The following is an 18,786-nucleotide window of genomic DNA, read 5'->3' as shown; positions in this document are numbered from 1 at the left end:
GACCTCACTATGCCGGACCCGGGCGGAATAAACGACAGCATGGCGACAGCACCCAGCGCACCCCTCCCCCTGCTTCCCCGCCCCGACTGGGCTCTCTTCCTCGACATTGACGGTACCCTGATCGAGCATGCGGACCACCCGGAAGGCGTGAACATTCCAAGCGACCTGCCCGACCTGCTGGCGCGGCTGCAAAGCGCGCTCGACGGCGCAGTAGCGCTGGTGTCCGGGCGCACCATCGACTGGATGGACCGCCGCTTCGCCCCCACCCGCCTCGCCGCCTCCGGCCAGCACGGGGCGGAGGTGCGTCTTGCGCCGGACGCCCCCTCCGTGCCGATCCCGCTGCCGAAATGGCGCCGGCCGCTGGAACAGGCGCTGGACGAGGTGCTGGCCACCTGGCCCGGCGTGTATGTCGAGCACAAGCCGCTGTCGCTGGCCGTGCATTTCCGCGCCGTGCCGCAGTTCGGCGAGGCGATCATGGACCGGGTGATCGCGCTCGGCACCGGCATCGATGGCGGGGTCGAATTCCTCAAGGGCAAATACGTCATCGAAGTCCGTCAGGCCGGCCGCAACAAGGGCACGGCGGTGGCGGAACTGATGAACTCGGCGCTGTTCGCCGGCCGCCGCCCGGTGTTCCTCGGCGATGATGTGACGGATGAGGACGGCTTTCGCGCCGTCCGCGCCGCCGGCGGCCTCGCCCTCGCCGTCGGGCCCCGCCCGACCGATCAGGCCGATTTCAAGCTGGCCTCGCCCACCGAGGTGCGGCGCTGGCTGACCGACCTTCCCACGGCACTGGAGCGCGTGAATTCGTGAGCACCCATCTCGACCTGGCCGCCATCGGCAACGGCACCATCGCCGCGCTGATCGACCGCAACGGGCGCATCGGCTGGTGCTGCTGGCCGCGCATCGACGGCGACCCGGTGTTCTCCTCGCTGCTCGGCGGCACCGAGCCGGAGGCGGGCTTCTTCGACGTGGTACTGGAAGGCCAGGTGAAGGCGACGCGCCGCTACCAGACCAACACCGCGATCATCGAGACCATTCTGGAGAACGACCAGGGCGCCAAGTTGCGCATCGTCGACTTCGCGCCGCGCTTCAAGCTCTATGACCGCATCTACCGCCCGGCCATGCTGGTGCGGCGGATCGAGCCGATCAGCGGCATGTGTCGGGTGACGCTGCGCCTGCGCCCGCATTTCAACTGGGGCGAACAGCGCCCGGCGCCGGTGCGCGGCTCCAACCATATGCGCTTTGCCGGCGACGACGTGACGCTGCGCGCCACGACGGACCTGCCCATCGTCTATGTGATGGAAGAGCGCCCCTTCGTGCTCAGCAAGGCGGCGACTTTGGTGCTGGGGCCGGACGAGCCCTTCCCCGCCAGCATCGCCGACACCACGCGCGGTTTCGAGGAGAAGACGCGCGACTATTGGCACGAATGGGTGCGCTACCTCTCCATTCCCTATGAGTGGCAGGACGCGGTGATCCGCGCCGCCATTTCGCTGAAACTCTGCGCCTTCGAGGAGACCGGCGGCATTGTCGCCGCGCTCACCACCTCGATTCCCGAGGCGCCGCATTCGATCCGCAACTGGGACTATCGCCACTGCTGGCTGCGCGATTCCTATTTCACCGTGCGCGCGCTGAACATGCTCGGCGCCACCCGCACCATGGAAGACTATATCCGCTACCTCACCACGGTAATCGCCTCCGAGCCCTCGGGGCGGCTGGCGCCGGTCTATTCCATCGTGCCGGGCACGCCGCTGGAGGAGCGCTTCGCTCCAGCACTTTCCGGCTTCCAGGGCATGGGGCCGGTGCGCGTCGGCAACCAGGCCGGTGAGCAGGTGCAGAATGACGGCTATGGCCATGTCGTGCTGGCGGCGGCGCAGATGTTCTTCGACGAACGCCTGCCCAAGCGCGGCGACAAGGCGCTGTTCGAACTTCTGGAAGGCGTCGGGGCGCGGGCGGTGGAATTCGCCTTCGAACCGGATGCCGGGCTGTGGGAGCTGCGCGGCAAGCGGCGGCTGCACACTTTCTCCGCCGTGATGAGCTGGGCCGCCTGCGACCGGCTGGCCCGCATCGCCCGGGTGCTGGAACTGCCCGACCGCGCCGCGTTCTGGACCCAGCACGCCAACGAGATCCGCACCCGCATCCTCGCCTTCGCCTGGGACGAGGCGCGCGGCAGTTTCGTCGATGCGGAGGAGGACGGACAGCTCGACGCCAGCCTGCTGCTGCTGGCCGAGCTCGGCTTCGTCCGGCCGGACGATCCGCGCTATGTCGCCACGGTGGAGACCATCGGCCGCGAGCTGAAGCGCAATGGCTACCTCATGCGCTATGCCGGGGAGGATGATTTCGGCCTGCCGGAGACCTCCTTCACCATCTGCTCGTTCTGGTACGCCGGCGCGCTCGACCTGATCGGCCGCCGCGACGAGGCGCGCGAGATGTTCACCAGCCTGCTCGCCCGGCGCAACCCGGCGGGGCTGCTGTCCGAAGATATCGACAACCAGACGCTGGAGCTGTGGGGCAATATTCCGCAGACCTATTCCATGGTCGGCCTGATCGACACCGCCATGCGTCTGTCGAAGACATGGGAGGAAGCCTTTTGGCGCGGCTCGTAATCGTCTCGAACCGGGTGGCGTCGCCCAAGGAGCGCGCGGCCAAGGCGGGCGGACTGGCGGTGGCCCTGCGCGAGGCGCTGAGCCAGCGCGGCGGGCTCTGGTTCGGCTGGAGCGGGGAAACCGAGGTCAACCCGCCGGATGCGCCCAAGGTCTTCCGTTCCGGCCGCGTCACCTATGCCCTGCTCAACCTCGACCCGGAAGACCAGCGCGCCCATTATGCGGGCTATGCCAATGGCACGCTGTGGCCGCTGTGCCATTACCGGCTCGGCCTTCTCTCCTTCCGCAAGGCGGACTGGGAGGGCTATCGCCGCGTCAACGAGCATTTCGCCCGTGCGCTGATGCCGCTGCTGAAGCCCGACGACATCGTCTGGGTGCATGACTACCATTTCATCCCGCTGGCGGCGGAACTGCGCAAGCTCGGCTTCGGTGGGCGGATCGGCTATTTCCACCACATCCCCTGGCCGACGCCGGAGGTCTATCTCAGCCTGCCCTCGCATGCGGCGCTGGTCGACGATCTCTCGCGCTATGATCTCGTCGGGCTGCAGACCGAAAACGATGTCCGCGCGCTGTTGACCTACATCTCCTCCGAAGTCCGCGGCTGGATCGCGCCGGGCGGCACGGTGGGGCTGAAGGACCGGCGTTTCCGCGTCGCCGCCTATCCCATCGGCATCGACGCCGACGCCTTCGTCCACGACGCCACGAAGTCCGTCGGCAGCGAGGAGGAGCGGCGGCTGAACGAGAGCCTCGCCGGTCGCGCCCTCGCCGTCGGCGTCGACCGGCTGGACTATTCCAAGGGCCTGCCCGGCAAGTTCGGCGCTTTCGGCGAACTGCTGCGCAGCTATCCCGAGCACCGCTCAAAGGTGACGATGATGCAGGTGGCGCCGCTCTCGCGCAGCGAGGTGGCGGAGTATCAGGCGCTGCGGCGCGAGCTGGAGGAACTGGGCGGCGCCATCAATGGCGAATTCGCCGAATTCGACTGGGTGCCGCTGCGCTATCTCAACCGCCCGTTCCAGCGCGCCACGCTCGCCGCCATCTATCGCCGCGCCCGCATCGGGCTGGTGACACCCTTGCGCGACGGCATGAACCTCGTCGCCAAAGAATATGTCGCGGCGCAGGACCCGGAAGACCCCGGCGTGCTGGTGCTCTCGCGCTTCGCCGGCGCGGCGGACGAACTGAAAGGTTCGCTGCTGGTCAATCCCTATGACATCGAAGGCATGGCGGCGGCGATGGACCGGGCGCTGACCATGCCGCGCGAGGAGCGGCGGGAGCGCTGGCGCACCAATATGAACACGGTGGAGACCAACACCATCCATCATTGGTGCCAGCGCTTCATCGACGAGCTGACCCATATCGGCGACACGTTCGGCGAGACGGCCGACCCGCGCGCCGGCGCCCGGCCGCTCTGACGACCGGCGCGGGCCGCGTCAGGGCGTGTTCGGGTTAGGGCGTGTTGGGATTGGGGATCGCTCCGCGCGCCTGCTTCAGCCGGGCGATCTCCGCCCGGATCGGGGCGAAGGGGCCGTAGCGGTGCTGCTCGACCGGGAAGCTGTCGGCGAAGGGCGGATAGGCCGCGTCCACCGGCTTCAGCAGCAGATCGGGAAAATCCCGGTCGATGCCGGCGAGTTGCGGCCGCTTCTGCGACAGCACGAAGGCCGCCACGTCCCAGGCGTCTTGCGGCGCGAGCGTCGGCGCCACCCAGGACGTGCCATTCGGCATGTTGTCATGGACGAAATTGGCCAACGTGATCAGCCGCGCCGTGCCCGCGCCGTCATTGAAACTGTCCGGCCCCCAGAGCGGCGGGAAGGCATAGCCCATATCCGGCTGCGCCTCATTGCGCCGCACGCCGAGCCCGTCGCGACGGTGGCACTCCGCGCAATGGGCGGCATAGATCGCCGCGCCCCGCACCGGATCGGCCGCGCGGTCCAATTCGGGGATCGCCCCGGCCCCGGCGCCGACAATCGTCGCATCGGGCGGGATGTTGGTCGCGAGAACGTCGAGATAGGCGAGGATCGCCTGCATGGGCCGGTCGTCTTGGCGCATCGGCCGGCCGTTCATGCTGCGCTTCAGGCACTGGTTGACGCGGTCGAACAGCGAACTCACCGCACCGGACCGGCTGCTATAGGTGGGGTAGTCGGCGGAAGCGGCGACCAGCGGCAGGCCGAATTTCTTGCGGCCCGCCTGCAAATGGCAATTGGAGCAGGCGAGATTATTGCCGGCGAAGCGGGCGGCGGGATCGGCGACGGCCGGGCCGATATGGGCATAGGTCGCCTCGATGACCGAGCGGCCATAGCGGGCGAGCCGCCCCTGTTCATCGTCCGGCAGGGCATTGAAGGCGGGAACATCCCAGATGATGACGGGTTTTGGCGCGGCCGGCGGCGGCTCGACCTGGGCGAAGGCCGGCAGGGCCGAGCCGGCCAGCGCCAAAGCGAGACCGGCGAGGAGCTTGAGACTGGAAAAGCCGTAACGCGCCATCTTCACCATCGAGCCATCGTGCGCGGCGATGGTCTCAGAACACCGCGCGGGAGGCAATGATGGCGCGGAAGAGCCTTGTGCGGCGAAGAGCCGGCGACTTACCCGGCTCCTCCCCGCATCGGCGCACCGCGCATGGCTAGCCCTCCACCTCATGCGGGCCGATCAGCCGGCCGACATCGGGCAGCCAGCGCACCGTCATGGCGAAGCGCTTGGTGGCGCCCGGCGCCAGCAGCGACAGGCCCGGCTTGTCGATGAATTCGGCCGGCCCGTCCTCGGGCGAGGCATAGCCGGCCCAGGGCTCGATGCACAGGAACGGCGCGCCGGGCTTCGACCAGATGCCGAGATGCGGCATGTCGGGGAAGGCCACTTCCAGCCCCGGCTCGCCCGGCACGCCGAAGCGCACATGGTGCGAGCGCAGATCGAGGAAGATCAGCGCGTCGCGCGCGAACAGCGCGTCGGTCGGCTCCAGGATCGCGTCCACCGCCGGGTTGGCCTCGGTGGCGGCGGCGAGCAGCCCGCCGACCGGACGGTGGATGGCGTCGGCTTCCGCCTTCTCGAACACCAGCCGGTGGTCGGCGCGCGTGCCGCCATAAGGCAGCGGCCAGCGGAAGGCCGGGTGGAAGCCGAAACTCGCCGGCAGCACGCCCGCGCCCGTGTTCGCCACCTCCGCCTCGATGGTGAGCGTCGCCTCTTCCAGCCGGTAGGTGACGGTGAGCGAGAACGGGAACGGGTATTGCTTGCGCGTCTCCTCGTCGTCATGCAGCGCCAGACGCACCGCCTGATCCGTCGCCTCCTCCAGCGTGAAGGCGCGGCGGCGGGCGAAGCCGTGCTGCGCCATCGGATAGACCTTGCCGTCATGCACGAGCTGGTCGTTGGGCAGCCGCCCGACGATGGGAAACAGCAGCGGCGCGCGGCCGGTCCAGAAGGCCGGGTCGCCATTCCACAGCAGGCCATGCCCGTGCCGGTCCCTCAGCGCCACCATCTCCGCGCCCTGAGGCGAAATGTCCACCTCCAGGAAGCCCGACTTCAGCCGTACCGCACCGTCACTCATACCAATCCCCGTCTCGACTTCGCCAAAGATCAGGTCTAACCGGACCTTGCGGAACAAGGATTCCGCGCGCCCGCCACCCTCACCGTCCGGTTCCCATCATGGCCCAGACTCTCGGCCCTGTCGCCGCGCTCCTGCTCGGCGTGTTCTTTCTGGTAACCGGGAGCGGCCTGCAGAACACGCTTCTGCCGCTGCGCGGTGCCTTCGAGGGCTTCAGCGCCATCAATCTCGGCATATTGGGGTCGAGCTATTATCTCGGCTTCGTGGTCGGTTGCCTCGCCGTGCCGCATCTGGTGCGCCGCACTGGGCATATCCGCGCCTTTGCCGCCCTCACCTCGGGCGTGGTGGCGGCGATGATGGCGCATCCGCTTTTCATCGAGCCCTTCACCTGGTTCGCGCTGCGCACCATCACCGGCTTCTGCTTCGCCGGGCTCTATCTCGTGATCGAAAGCTGGCTGAACGACCGCGCCACCAACCAGACGCGCGGCTTCGTCATGAGCGCCTATGTCATCGTCGACTATGCCGCGCTCACCGCCGGGCAGATGATGATCACCCTCTACCCCGTGCGGGCTTTCGACCTGTTCGCCCTCGCCGCCATTCTGTTCTCGCTGGCGGTGCTGCCGGTGGCGATCGGCTCCAGCACCCAGCCGGCGCCGATCGAGACCGCCCGCATCCGCCTGCCGCGCCTGTTCAAGGCGGCGCCGGTGGCGATGGTCGGCTGTTTCGCCATCGGGCTCACCAATGGCTCGCTGTGGTCGCTGGGGCCGATCTTCGGCATCGGGCGCGGCCTCACCTCCGACGGCGCCGCGACCTTCATGAGCGCCGTGGTGGTGGCGGGCGCCTTGGCGCAGTGGCCGGTGGGCTATCTCTCCGACCGCATGGACCGTCGGCGCATCCTCGCCGCGCTGCTGGTCGGCGCGCTGCTCGCCGGGCTGGCGCTGGGGGCGCTGCCCTTCGACCTGCTCGGGCTCTGCCTGCTCGGCATGCTCTATGGCGGCCTGTCGCTGCCGGCCTATTCGCTGGCGGCGGCCCATGCCTATGACCGCACCGCGCCTTCCGAGGCCGTGGAGACGGCGGCGGGGCTGCTGCTGCTCTATGGCGTCGGCTCGGTGGTGGGGCCGGCGCTGGCCTCGCTCGGCATGCAGCATTACGGGCCGGGGGCGCTGTTCTTCTTCACCGCCGGCTCCTACACGCTGCTGCTGCTGTTCGTGCTCTGGCGCGTGCTGCTGAAGGAGAAGGGGCGGCAGATCGACGGCAAGAGCGAGCCCATCGCCTCGGCGGCCACCGGCACCGTGCCGCGGCCGGAAAAGAGCCGCGCGGAAGCGCCACTCTCGGGCCTGCGCCGCTGGCGCCGGGCCGCGTCTCCCCCGGCGGCCAAGCCTGTCACACCCAAGCCGGCTTCGGACAAGCCCCCGGCTTCGGACAAGCCCGTAGCCGCCAGCGCGCCGCCCCCGCCGCAGGCGCCCCAGCCGACCAAGGGCGAGGACGATTTCCCCACCGCGCAGGACGGGCGTTCCGACGGCGCGTAAGCCGGCGGAACTCCGGCGCTGCCCGTGCGTTGATACCGCGCCCTCTCCTGCCGCTTCGGGAAACGCCGCATGATCAAATACGCCGTGATCTTCCTGGTGATCTCGATGATCGCCGGCGCCATCGGCATGACCGGCGTGTCGCAGCTCGCGCGCAAGATCTCGCTCGTGCTGTTCGGCCTGTTCTTTCTCGGCTTCCTGCTGCTGATCGGCTTCGCCGTGCTGATCGACCACGCCGTGTCGACTCCCTGACGCGGAGACGGCCCCGTCGCGGATTGACATACCGCAAGGCACCCTCCCCCTTCGGTCGCTAGCCTCCGGGAAAATGACCAAGGAGGATGCCATGCCGACCGAAACCCTCTTATTCGTCGCCGCCACCATCATCGCCTTCAGCGGCTTCGCTGCCACGCTGGCCTATGTGGAAGCCTCCACCAAGGCCGTGCGCCGCCACAACCACCCGCTTCCGGGCGAGTGAGCGCACGCCGAAGCGACGCGGGGCGCCGGCCGACAGGACGGCGCGGCCGGCCCGATGGAGTGCCCGGACATGGGATTTCGGCCGCCGCGAAAGCGGTGGCGCGGGCGCAGGGATTCAGCTAGGAGAAGACGTCGGCACATTGTGCCGGCCGTAAGCGTCCGACGTCAGGCAACGCATCCACCCGGTCACGGCCGGCCGGATGCGCGTGCTCCGGACCCGCCGCGACCATCCAGAAGGATGGCCCGCATGGCCTCTCCCCTCTTCCGCAAGCTGCCGGCCCGCTATGCCGGCTTCATCATGCCGCTGGTGCTCTCGGTGCTGATGACCTTCGTGGTCTCGGCCATCGCCACGCTGCGCAGTCTCGGCCCCAGCCCCGCCTTTGTCGCGATGTGGCCCACAGCCTGGGCGCTGTCCTGGGTGGTGGCGTTCCCCACCCTGCTGCTCGTGCTGCCGCTTGTCCGGCGCATTGTCGGCCTGATGGTCGAACCGCCCGTGCGGTGAGCCAAAACAAAAGGCGGCCGAGAGGCCGCCTTCTGCATTCCGGACGCTGAAGCCCTGGAAGGCCGCCGCCTCAATTGTCGAGGAAGCTGCGCAGCTTGCGCGAGCGCGAGGGGTGCTTGAGCTTGCGCAGCGCCTTCGCCTCGATCTGACGGATACGCTCGCGCGTCACCGAGAACTGCTGGCCGACTTCTTCCAGCGTGTGGTCGGTGTTCATGCCGATGCCGAAGCGCATGCGCAGCACGCGCTCCTCACGCGGGGTGAGCGAGGCCAGCACGCGCGTGGTCGTCTCGCGCAGATTGGACTGGATCGCCGCGTCGATCGGCAGGATGGCGTTCTTGTCCTCGATGAAGTCGCCGAGATGGCTGTCTTCCTCGTCGCCGATGGGCGTCTCCAGCGAGATCGGCTCCTTGGCGATCTTCAGCACCTTGCGCACCTTCTCCAGCGGCATGCCGAGCTTTTCGGCCAGTTCCTCCGGGGTCGGCTCGCGGCCGATCTCGTGCAGCATCTGGCGCGAGGTGCGGACGATCTTGTTGATCGTCTCGATCATGTGCACCGGGATGCGGATGGTGCGGGCCTGGTCGGCGATCGAGCGGGTGATCGCCTGCCGGATCCACCAGGTGGCATAGGTCGAGAACTTGTAGCCGCGGCGGTACTCGAACTTGTCGACCGCCTTCATCAGGCCGATATTGCCTTCCTGAATGAGGTCGAGGAACTGCAGGCCGCGGTTCGTGTACTTCTTGGCGATGGAGATGACGAGGCGCAGATTGGCCTCCACCATTTCCTTCTTCGCCTGCCGGGCTTCCTTTTCGCCCTTCTGCACCATCTGCACGATCTTGCGGAATTCCTGGATCTCTAGCCCCGTCTCGGTGGCGAGGGCGTGGATTTCCGAGCGCAGATCCTTGATGCCGTCGAGTTCCTGCCCGACAAAACCCTTCCAGCCGCGCGAGGTCAGGTTCTTCACCCGGGCGACCCATTTCGGGTCGAGCTCGGAACCCTGATACTGGCGCAGGAAGTCCTCGCGCGAGACGCCGAAGCTCTCGGCGAGCCGCATCAGCCGGCCTTCCAGCGAGACGAGGCGCTTGTTGATGTCGTAGAGCTGCTCGACGAGATTGTCGATGCGCGCCTGGTTCAGCGACAGCGACTTCACGTCGAGGATCAGCGCGTCCTTCAGGCTCTTGTACTTGCGGTCCTGCGAGGGCGAGAGGCTCTCGTTCTTCAGCTTGGACTCGACGTTCTGGTCCTGAAGACGGCGCAGCTTCTTATAGGCGTCGGCGATGCGGTCGAAGGTTTCCAGCACCTTCGGCTTGATCTCCGCTTCCATCGCCGCCAGCGACAGGGAGTTCTCCATGTCGTCATCATCATCGCCGGCGATGGTCTCGCCGATGGTCGGCTCACGCTCCTCCTCCGCCTCGGGGGCGAGCGAGCCGCCCTCGACGATGGGGCCGTTCTTCGCCTCGGGCCCGGCATAGGTGGCCTCAAGGTCGATGATGTCGCGCAGCAGCACCTTGCCTTCGACGAGTTCGTCGCGCCAGATGATGATGGCCTGGAAGGTCAGCGGGCTTTCGCACAGGCCGGCGATCATCGCCTCGCGGCCGGCCTCGATGCGCTTGGCGATGGCGATTTCGCCCTCGCGCGACAGCAACTCGACCGAGCCCATCTCGCGCAGATACATGCGCACGGGGTCGTCGGTGCGCTCGCCCGGCTCGGACTTCGTCTCCGAGCGGATGACGGTGCGCGAGCCGGTCTCGGCCAGTTCGCCGCCGCTCTCTTCCTCTTCCTCCGCCGCCTCGGCCGGGGCTTCCTCACCTTCGGCCTCGGCTTCCGCCTCTTCCGCCTCGACGACATTGATGCCCATCTCGTTGAGCATGGCGTAAATGTCTTCGATCTGGTCGGAGGTGTTCTGCTCGGAGGGGAGAACCTCGTTCAGCTCGTCATACGTCACGTAACCGCGCTTCTTGGCGAGCTTGATCATCTTCCGGACGCCAGCGTCCGAAAGGTCCAGCAACGGGCTGTCCGGGGTGTCGCCGTCCTTCTCGGGGGCTTCCGTCGCTTCCGCTGCCTGCTTCGCCATGCGTTTGTGCTCCTCAAGCGCCGCAGACCTGCGTCCCGGCGTGCGACGGCGTCCTTGCGGCACCGCCCTTCGATCGTTCAACCCGGCGCCCCGCGCAGTGGCAGGCGAGAGACGCAAACAGGGCTACGCGCACCACGCGCCCGAAAGACGCGCGGGCGAGCAGCCCGAAGGGACCTTACATCGACCGCCCCGGTCGACCCGACGCGGCGCCGAACCCCTCTACCAAAGCTTCGGTTCCGTCAAGTGCCGCGAGCTGACTTTGTACGTCGAGAAAGCGCGCCCAATTCATCTCCGTGGGCTCTTCCGCCAGGCGTTTCTCGGCTTGTTTCAGTTCCTTAGATAGGGCATGGCCGCGCCGGTGCAAGACCAGACGCTGGTGCCACCACAACTCCACATCGCTGCGGCCGGCATCGGAGAAGGCCGGCCAGTCGTGCCGCGCCACCGCCATACGCCCCAGCCGTTCGACCAGCGGCGCCAGCCCCTGCGCTTCCAGCCGCGCGGTGAGCCGTTCGGGCGCTTCGGTATCGCCGTCCATATGCGCATCGAGTAAGGCGCGGCGCAGTTCCGCGGCCTCCTTGTTCTGCAGCGAAAGCCCGGCAAGCTCCTCCGCATATTGGTCGATCAGCCAGGAATGGTTGATGAGCGCGAACAGTAGGAGCGCCTCGTTACGCGGCATTTCCGCCGCGGCCCCGCGCACCAACGCCGAGCGGCGCATCGCCTCGCCGGCCGGTCGGCCCGCCCCGCCGCGACCATTGCCCGGCCGGCGCGCGCCCTTGGCGCCGGCACGCCCGGAATAGCCGGAATAGTCATTGGTCGAGCGCCGTCCGCCCTCCCCGCCCCCCGAGGACGGGGCGAACAGGCGGCGGAAGCGCTCCATCAGCTCGGCGCGGTAATGCTTGCGCACGGTTTCGTCGCCGATCACCTTCACGATGTCGCCGATCCGCGCCTCCAGCGCCGCCCGGCGTTCCGGCGTGTCGACACTCGCGCCCTCGATCTCGCGCGCCCACAGCACGTCCGCCAGCGGCCGGGCCTGCGCCAGCACCGCGTCCACCGCCTCACGCCCGCCGGCGCGCACGAGATCGTCCGGGTCCTGCCCCTCGGGCAGCAGGCCGAAGGAGAGGCTCATGCCGGGTTTGAGATGCGGCAGAGCGAGGTCCATCGCGCGGAAGGCGGCGCGCCGCCCGGCCTTGTCGCCGTCGAACAGCAGCACCGGCTCGGGCGCCATCTTCCACAGCAGCGACAACTGCTCCTCGGTCAGCGCCGTGCCGAGCGGGGCCACCGCCCCGGCAAAGCCGGCCTCGACCAGGGCGATCACATCGACATAGCCTTCCGCCGCGATGACGGCGGCGCCGTTATGGGCGGCTGTGCGTGCGTTGAAGGCGTTGTAGAGCAGCGCGCCCTTGTGGAAGAGCGGGGTCTCCGGCGAGTTGAGATATTTCGCCGGCACGTCCTTTTCCAGCGCCCGCCCGCCAAAGGCGACGACGCGCCCGCGCAGATCGGTGATGGGAAACATCACCCGGTCGCGGAAGCGGTCATAGGGGATGGCGATGTCCTCGGCCGAAATCAGCAGCCCGGCCTCGACCATGTCCTCGACGGGAACGCCGCGCCCGCCCAGCGCCTCTTTCAACGCGAAGCGGTCCGGCGGGGCGTAGCCGATGCGGAAGCGCTTCTGCACCGCCGGGCCTAGGCCGCGATCGGCGAGATAGCCGCGCCCCTTGGCGCCGGCGCGGCCCTGCAGCGTCGCCTCGAAATATTGCGCGGCGAGTTCCATCACCTCATGCAGCGTCTTGCGCCGGCTCTCGCGCTTTTCCTCTTCGCGTGACTGCACCGGCATCGGCACGCCGGCCATGGAGGCGAGCCGTTCCACCGCCTCCGGAAAGGGCAGGCCCTCGACCTCCATCAGGAAGTCGAAATGGTCGCCATGCTTGCCGGAGGAGAAGCAGTGATAGAAGCCCTTCTGATCGTTGACATAGAAGGACGGGGTCTTCTCAGGGTTGAACGGCGACAGGCCGCGCCACTCGCGCCCCTGCTTCTTCAATTGCACGCGCTTGCCCACCACCTCCGATACCGGGAGGCGGGCACGTATCTCGTCGAGGAACGAGGGCGGGTAGCGCATGGAGAGGTGAACTCAACCGTTAGGGCGGCCGGCCATTCTAGCAGGAGGCGTCGCTTTGCGACCGCAAGAAGCGTGCCGACGGCGGCATCGTCCCCGCTGTCCCCAGCCTCAGCTCGCTCCCATATAGGCACGCCACAGCGCCGCCGCGAGGATGCCGAGCGCGATCGCCGGCAGCGCCTTGCGCAAGACCAGCCGGGCGAGGATGGCGACCCCGACCGCGACATAGCCTTCCGGCCCGCCGCGCACCGTCGCCGGCACCACCAGCGCCACCAGCACCGCGCCGGCGAGATAGCGCAGGAAATTCTCGGTGCGGGCCGACATCGGCACGAAGCCGACGAGAAAGATGCCGCCCGCCCGCGTGGCATAGGTGACGAGCGCCATGGCGAAGACGACGAGCAGCGCCTGCGAGGTGCTCATGAGCGCCTCAGCTCGTCTCGGATGAGGCCGGCGAGCCCGCCCGCTAGCCCGCCCACCATCACATGCCAGTTCGGCGGCAGGAACCAGACGGCGCCCATGGCGGCGGCACCGGCCACCAGCCAGGGCAGATCGTCCACCCGGCCCCGCCGCAGCCCGACCAGCGTGGTGGCGAAGAAGGCCACCAGCACCAGATCGAGCGCATAGGTCTTCACATCGTCCAGGGTCAGCCCGCCGGCGACCGCGCCGATAATGGTCGCCGTCACCCAGGTCGCCCACATCAGCAGGCCGCCGCCGACGAGATAGCCGAGGTCGCGCTCGCCCTTGCGCTCGGCGGCGATCAGCGCCGCCCAGTTGAGATCGCTGAGCAGCGTCATCGCGCCATAGACCTTCCACGGCGAAAGCCCCCGGCACAGCGCCCGCAGCGAGGCGCCGAGCAGGATGTGGCGGGCATTGATGGCGAAGGTCGCCACCAGCAGCGGCAGCCACGGCACCGGGCTGGTCCACAGATCGAGCACGGCGAACTGCGCCGCCCCCGCGAAGACGGCCATGCTCATCAGCGCCGCCAGCCAGCCCTCCAGCCCGGCCCCGCGCGCGGCGATGCCAAAGGCGATGCCGAACACGAAGACCGGCGGCAGCACGGCGACGATGGCCCGGGCCCCGCGCCCGCATCCCGCAAGGGTCAGCGTGGCCGGCGCGGGCGATGGGGAGGCTGAAGACATGGCACCAACGCGCGAAGATAGACCGGCCGCAAGCCCGGCTCAGGCGGTGAGCAGCGCCTTGACCGTGCCGCTCGCCTTGCCGAAATCCATGACGCCGGTGTGGCGCTCCTTCAGCGCCGCCATGGTGCGCCCCATATCCTTGAGGCCATGGGCGCCGATCTCGGCGATGACGGCGGCGATGGCGGCCTGCGCCTCCGCCTCGGTCATCTGCACCGGCAGGAAGGACTGGATGATCGCGGTCTCCTCACGCTCCTGCGTGGCGAGATCGACGCGCCCGGCCTCCTCATAGACCTTCGCCGATTCCTCGCGCTGCTTGATCATCTTGGTCAGCAGCCCGAGCACTTCCTCATCGGAGAGCGGGTCCTTGCCATGGCCGCGCGCTTCGATGTCGCGGTCCTTGATCGCGGCATTGACGAGGCGCAGCGTGCCGAGGCGGCGCTTGTCCTGGGCCTTCATGGCCTCTTTCAGCGAGGTGTTGATGTCGTCGCGCAGCACGTCGGCCAGCCTTCCTGAAATCCGCGAGTCGGCATCTGCGCCCGATTCGGGGCCGCACGCCGCACGCGCCAATGGATGTTTCACCCGCGGGGTTTCTGCCCCCTCCGGCGGTCGCCGCCCGATCGCGAAAGGCGCCGCGCAGCAGAGCCCGGCGCAGCCATCCGCAATTCGTGGGCCAGATACGCAGTGTGGAGGCTGGCATCCGGCGCGGCAACGGACTAATTAGGGCACACGATGACAGGGAACAAGATCAATGAACGGTAGCGCTGAACAGCACTCCGGCGATGACGTGTGGGCCGAGCCGCTCGCGACCGCCGTCCTCGTCCTGGCCGATGGCACGGTCCTCGAAGGCTTCGGCCTCGGCGCCACGGGCCACGCGGTGGGCGAAGTTTGCTTCAACACCGCCATGACCGGCTATCAGGAAGTGCTCACCGATCCGTCCTATGCCGGGCAGATCATCACCTTCACCTTCCCCCATATCGGCAATGTCGGCACCAATGAGGAAGACGTGGAAACCGTCTCCATGGCCGGCGCCTCCGGTGTGCGCGGCGTGGTGCTGCATTCCGCCATCACCGACCCGTCGAATTACCGCGCCACACGGCATTTCGACGCCTGGCTGAAGGCGCGCGGCATCATCGCGATTTCCGGCATCGACACCCGGGCGCTGACCGCGCTGATCCGCGACGGCGGCATGCCGAACGCGGTGATCGCCCATGCGCCGGACGGCCAGTTCGATCTTGCCGCGCTGAAGGCGGAAGCCGCCGCCTGGCCGGGGCTGGAGGGCATGGACCTGGTGCCGATGGTCACCACCGCCCAGCGCTTCAACTGGGACGAGACGACCTGGAGCTGGCCGCAGGGCTATGGCCAGCAGACCGCCCCGGCGCACCATGTCGTCGCCGTCGATTACGGCATCAAGCGCAACATTCTGCGCCTGCTCGCCCGCGCCGGCTGCAAGGTCACGGTGGTGCCCGCCACCGCCACGGCGGAGGAGATCCTGGCGCTGCAGCCCGATGGCGTATTCCTCTCCAACGGCCCCGGCGACCCGGCGGCGACGGGGGAATATGCGGTGCCGGTCATCCGCGAGATCATCGATCGCGGCGTGCCGACCTTCGGCATCTGCCTCGGCCACCAGATGATCGGCCTCGCCGTCGGCGGGCGCACGGTGAAGATGCACCAGGGTCACCATGGCGCGAACCACCCGGTCAAGGACATGACCACCGGCAAGGTCGAGATCACCTCGATGAATCACGGCTTCGCCGTCGACCGCGACAGCCTGCCGGCCAGCGCCACCGAAACCCATGTCTCGCTGTTCGACGGCTCCAATGCCGGCATCGCGCTGACCGACAAGCCGGTGTTCTCGGTGCAGTACCACCCGGAAGCCAGCCCGGGCCCGCAGGACAGCCATTATCTGTTCGACCGCTTCGTCGAGCTGATCGCCAAGAACAAGGCGGCGTGACACGCCGCCCGCGAAGACCCTCGCCGGCCGCCGCGCCGGTGAGGGTCATGGCGCGGACATGGGCATCGCCCGCATCAGCAATGCGCCGCTGTTCACCAAGGGCGGAACAGGCGACGGTATTTTTGGTGGGTTGATACGATCAAATAGGGAACATAAAGTGAACGTGGGAGGAATTCCACGTGGATGACACTCTGAGGACCAAGCTCGGCATTCTCGCCGACGCCGCCAAATACGATGCCTCCTGCGCCTCTTCCGGCGCACGCGGGCGTAAGGCGGAGAAGGACGGCATCGGTTCGACCACCGGCATGGGCATCTGCCACTCCTACACGCCGGACGGGCGCTGCGTGTCGCTGCTGAAAATCCTGCTGACCAATTACTGCCTGTTCGACTGCGCCTATTGCATCAACCGGCGTTCCTCCAATGTGCGGCGGGCGCGGTTCAGCGTCGAGGAAGTGGTGGCGATCACGCTCGGTTTCTACAAGCGCAATTACATCGAGGGCCTGTTCCTCTCCTCCGGCATCATCCGCTCGCCGGACTACACGATGGAACAGATGATGCTCGTCGCCCGCCGGCTGCGGCAGGAGCATGGCTTCGCCGGCTATATCCACCTCAAGGCCATCCCCGAGGCCAGCCCCTGGCTGGTGGAGCAGGCCGGGCTGTGGGCGGACCGGCTCTCGGTGAATGTCGAACTCGCCTCCGACATCAGCCTGAAGGCGCTGGCGCCGGAAAAGGACGCGCCCGGCATCAAGGCGACGATGGGCCAGATGCGGGAGCGCATCACCGAGGCACGCGCGGAAAAGCGCCGCTTCGCCCCCGCCGGCCAGAGCACGCAGATGATCGTCGGCGCCGATGCCACCACCGATGCGGCAGTGCTGGAGACCAGCGCCGGCCTCTATGGTGGCTTTGGTCTGAAGCGCGTCTACTACTCCGCCTTCAGTCCCATTCCCGAGGCCAGCCGCGTGCTGCCGGTGAAGGCCGCGCCGTTGGTCCGCGAGCACCGGCTCTACCAGGCGGACTGGCTGCTGCGCTTCTACGGCTTCTCCGTCGACGAGATCGCTGCGGGCGGTGCGGGCGGCATGCTCGATCTCGACATCGACCCCAAACTCGCCTGGGCGCTGAAGCACCGCGAGCAGTTTCCGGTGGACGTGAACGCAGCCGACCGCGAGGCGCTGCTGCGCGTGCCCGGTCTCGGCGCCCGCGCGGTGGAGCGCATCCTGCGGGCAAGACGCCAGACGAGGCTGACGCTCGACGACATCGCCCGGGTGAGCACCGGGGTGAAGCGGGCGCGCGCCTTCCTCATCACCGCCGACCATCACCCGCTCAAGCTCACCGACCGCACGAATCTGCGCGCCCGCCTCGCCCCGCCGGCACGCCAGCTGGAGCTGTTCGCGTGAGCGTGGCGGCGGCGCGCGGCACGCCGGGCGACATCCGCGAGGTCGCGCTGCGCTTCGGCGCCGACCGCGCTGGATTTCGTGCCGCCGTGCGGACGCTGGTGGCGGCACAGGTGCCGCCGGCGCGCGTGGTCTGGCGGATGGCGGTGCCGGGCGAGCCGGCCATGGAGGGCGGCGGCGACCTGTTCGGCAGCCCCGGGCCGGGGATCGCGTCCGGCGGCGCGCCGGCCCTCGCTCTGCCGCGCGCGGTCGCGACGCTGGCCGATCTCGTGCTCTGCCACCGCGATCCCGCGCGCTTCGCCCTGCTCTACACGCTGATCTGGCGCGTGACGCAGGGCGAGCGGCAACTGGCCGACAACCCGGCCGATCCGCTGGTGCATCGTCTCGGGCGCATGGCGAAGGCGGTGCGCCGCGACATTCACAAGATGCACGCCTTCGTGCGCTTCAAGGCGCTGGGAGTGGAGAACGGGCGGGAGCGTTTCGTCGCCTGGTTCGAGCCGGAGCATTTCACCCTGGAAGCCGCCGCGCCGTTCTTCCGCACCCGCTTTCCCGCCATGGACTGGGCGATTCTCACACCGCAAGGCACGGTGGGCTGGAAGGACCACACGCTCGCCTTCGGCCCGCCCGCAAGCCGGCCCACTCTGCCGGAGGGCGACGGCTTCGAGGAAGGCTGGCTCGCCTATTACGCTAGCGCCTTCAACCCGGCCCGCGCCAACCCCCAGATGATGAGGACAGAGATGCCGAAGAAGTACTGGGCGAATCTCCCGGAGGCCCGCCTCATTCCCACGCTGCTCGAAGGCGCCCCCGCCCGCGTCGCCGACATGCTGGCGCGCGAGGCCGCCACGCCGCGCAAGCGCGACCCGCAAAGGGCGGTGGCGGCGATGGCGCAGCAGGCGCCAAGCAGCCTTGAGGCATTGAACGCCCTCATCGCCGCCTCGCCCGCTTTCGTCGCCGGCGGCACCCGTGCCGTGCTGGGCGAAGGGCCGCTCCACTCGCGGCTCGCTTTGGTGGGCGAGCAGCCGGGCGACCAGGAGGACGAGGAGGGACGCCCCTTTGTCGGCCCGGCCGGGCAATTGCTGATGAAGGCGATGGCCGAGGCCGGGCTCAGCCGCGAGGCGGTCTATCTCACCAATGCGGTCAAGCACTTCAAATTCGTGCCACGTGGCACGCGCCGCCTGCACCAGAAGCCGACCGCCGGGGAGGTGAAGCATTATCGCTGGTGGCTGGAAAAGGAGCTGGATTTCGTCCGCCCGCGCCTCGTCGTCGCGCTCGGCGGCACGGCGGCGCTGGCGCTGACCGGCACGGCGCTGGCGGTGACGCGGGAACGCGGCCCACGCCAATTGGGTGCGCATGCGGGCTATCTCACCGTCCACCCCTCCTATCTGCTGCGGCTGCCGGAGGAGAGCGCGCGCAACGCGGCGTATTCCGCCTTCGTCGCCGATCTCGCGGCGGCGAAGGCGCTGGCGGAGGCGGCGTGAGCGGGGAACCGGGTGGCG

Annotated in this window: 17 protein-coding genes; 10 read left to right on the top strand and 7 right to left on the bottom strand. The window is 68.5% G+C overall.

Annotation, left to right across the window (positions count from 1 at the left end; genetic code table 11):
- Positions 1-39: 39 nt before the first annotated feature.
- Genes otsB through otsA form a run of 3 tightly spaced genes read left to right on the top strand, consistent with a single transcriptional unit; the run spans position 40 to position 4,009 of the window.
- The gene (gene otsB, locus K9D25_RS13220) at positions 40-810 is read left to right on the top strand and encodes a trehalose-phosphatase (protein WP_244375864.1); all 771 of its coding nucleotides are present in this window, start codon (positions 40-42) and stop codon (positions 808-810) included.
- Positions 807-2,603, top strand: coding sequence for a glycoside hydrolase family 15 protein (locus K9D25_RS13215; protein ID WP_244375862.1), 1,797 nt, complete (start codon positions 807-809; stop codon positions 2,601-2,603). Before otsB ends, K9D25_RS13215 begins: the two co-directional genes overlap by 4 nt.
- Entirely contained in the window at positions 2,588-4,009 is a 1,422-nt protein-coding gene (otsA, locus tag K9D25_RS13210) for an alpha,alpha-trehalose-phosphate synthase (UDP-forming) (RefSeq protein ID WP_244375860.1), read from the top strand. The genes K9D25_RS13215 and otsA overlap by 16 nt, the downstream gene beginning before the upstream one ends.
- Positions 4,010-4,043: 34 nt before the next feature.
- On the opposite strand, the gene K9D25_RS13205 is transcribed toward otsA, so the two are convergent.
- Both K9D25_RS13205 and K9D25_RS13200 read right to left on the bottom strand, forming a co-directional pair.
- A complete protein-coding gene (locus K9D25_RS13205) occupies positions 4,044-5,075 on the bottom strand; it encodes a c-type cytochrome (protein ID WP_244450868.1) in 1,032 nt (343 codons plus the stop codon).
- A gap of 136 nt (positions 5,076-5,211) precedes the next feature.
- On the bottom strand, positions 5,212-6,126 hold the full coding sequence (locus K9D25_RS13200) for an aldose 1-epimerase family protein (RefSeq protein WP_244375858.1): 915 nt from the start codon (positions 6,124-6,126) through the stop codon (positions 5,212-5,214).
- Positions 6,127-6,224: 98 nt separating this feature from the next.
- On the opposite strand from K9D25_RS13200, the gene K9D25_RS13195 reads away from it, so the two are divergent.
- The 4 genes from K9D25_RS13195 to K9D25_RS13185 all read left to right on the top strand — a co-directional run bounded on the left by K9D25_RS13195 (position 6,225) and on the right by K9D25_RS13185 (position 8,625).
- The gene (locus K9D25_RS13195) at positions 6,225-7,652 is read left to right on the top strand and encodes an MFS transporter (protein WP_244375856.1); all 1,428 of its coding nucleotides are present in this window, start codon (positions 6,225-6,227) and stop codon (positions 7,650-7,652) included.
- A gap of 69 nt (positions 7,653-7,721) precedes the next feature.
- Positions 7,722-7,901: a DUF1328 family protein gene (locus K9D25_RS13190; protein WP_244375854.1), complete on the top strand. Its 180-nt coding sequence runs from the start codon at positions 7,722-7,724 to the stop codon at positions 7,899-7,901.
- A gap of 91 nt (positions 7,902-7,992) precedes the next feature.
- Positions 7,993-8,124 carry a hypothetical protein gene (locus tag K9D25_RS24930; RefSeq protein ID WP_279613737.1) on the top strand — a complete coding sequence of 44 codons (132 nt, stop codon included), beginning with the start codon at positions 7,993-7,995 and terminating at the stop codon, positions 8,122-8,124.
- A 237-nt stretch (positions 8,125-8,361) separates the two neighbouring features.
- Positions 8,362-8,625 carry a DUF2798 domain-containing protein gene (locus K9D25_RS13185; RefSeq protein ID WP_432207878.1) on the top strand — a complete coding sequence of 88 codons (264 nt, stop codon included), beginning with the start codon at positions 8,362-8,364 and terminating at the stop codon, positions 8,623-8,625.
- Between the two features lie 70 nt (positions 8,626-8,695).
- On the opposite strand, the gene rpoD is transcribed toward K9D25_RS13185, so the two are convergent.
- The 5 genes from rpoD to K9D25_RS13160 form a co-directional block, all read right to left on the bottom strand.
- On the bottom strand, positions 8,696-10,696 hold the full coding sequence (gene rpoD / locus K9D25_RS13180) for an RNA polymerase sigma factor RpoD (RefSeq protein ID WP_244375850.1): 2,001 nt from the start codon (positions 10,694-10,696) through the stop codon (positions 8,696-8,698).
- 175 nt (positions 10,697-10,871) lie between these two features.
- Entirely contained in the window at positions 10,872-12,812 is a 1,941-nt protein-coding gene (gene dnaG, locus K9D25_RS13175) for a DNA primase (RefSeq protein WP_244375849.1), read from the bottom strand.
- Positions 12,813-12,920: 108 nt separating this feature from the next.
- Entirely contained in the window at positions 12,921-13,229 is a 309-nt protein-coding gene (locus tag K9D25_RS13170; RefSeq protein WP_244375847.1) for an AzlD family protein, read from the bottom strand.
- Positions 13,226-13,948, bottom strand: coding sequence for an AzlC family ABC transporter permease (locus tag K9D25_RS13165; protein WP_244375845.1), 723 nt, complete (start codon positions 13,946-13,948; stop codon positions 13,226-13,228). The genes K9D25_RS13170 and K9D25_RS13165 overlap by 4 nt, the downstream gene beginning before the upstream one ends.
- Positions 13,949-13,987: 39 nt before the next feature.
- On the bottom strand, positions 13,988-14,443 hold the full coding sequence (locus K9D25_RS13160; protein WP_244375843.1) for a GatB/YqeY domain-containing protein: 456 nt from the start codon (positions 14,441-14,443) through the stop codon (positions 13,988-13,990).
- 253 nt (positions 14,444-14,696) lie between these two features.
- Between K9D25_RS13160 and carA the strand changes: the two genes are divergently transcribed.
- The 3 genes from carA (at position 14,697) to K9D25_RS13145 (ending at position 18,768) form a co-directional block, all read left to right on the top strand.
- A complete protein-coding gene (carA, locus tag K9D25_RS13155) occupies positions 14,697-15,899 on the top strand; it encodes a glutamine-hydrolyzing carbamoyl-phosphate synthase small subunit (protein ID WP_244375841.1) in 1,203 nt (400 codons plus the stop codon).
- 179 nt (positions 15,900-16,078) lie between these two features.
- The gene (locus K9D25_RS13150; protein ID WP_244375839.1) at positions 16,079-17,293 is read left to right on the top strand and encodes a putative DNA modification/repair radical SAM protein; all 1,215 of its coding nucleotides are present in this window, start codon (positions 16,079-16,081) and stop codon (positions 17,291-17,293) included.
- Complete coding sequence (locus K9D25_RS13145; protein WP_244375837.1) at positions 17,290-18,768, top strand: UdgX family uracil-DNA binding protein; 1,479 nt, start codon at positions 17,290-17,292, stop codon at positions 18,766-18,768. The genes K9D25_RS13150 and K9D25_RS13145 overlap by 4 nt, the downstream gene beginning before the upstream one ends.
- The last annotated feature ends 18 nt before the right edge of the window (positions 18,769-18,786 follow it).

The organism is Ancylobacter polymorphus, from assembly GCF_022836935.1.
GTDB classification, from domain to species: domain Bacteria; phylum Pseudomonadota; class Alphaproteobacteria; order Rhizobiales; family Xanthobacteraceae; genus Ancylobacter; species Ancylobacter polymorphus_A.
This window is presented reverse-complemented; position numbering and strand designations above follow the sequence as displayed.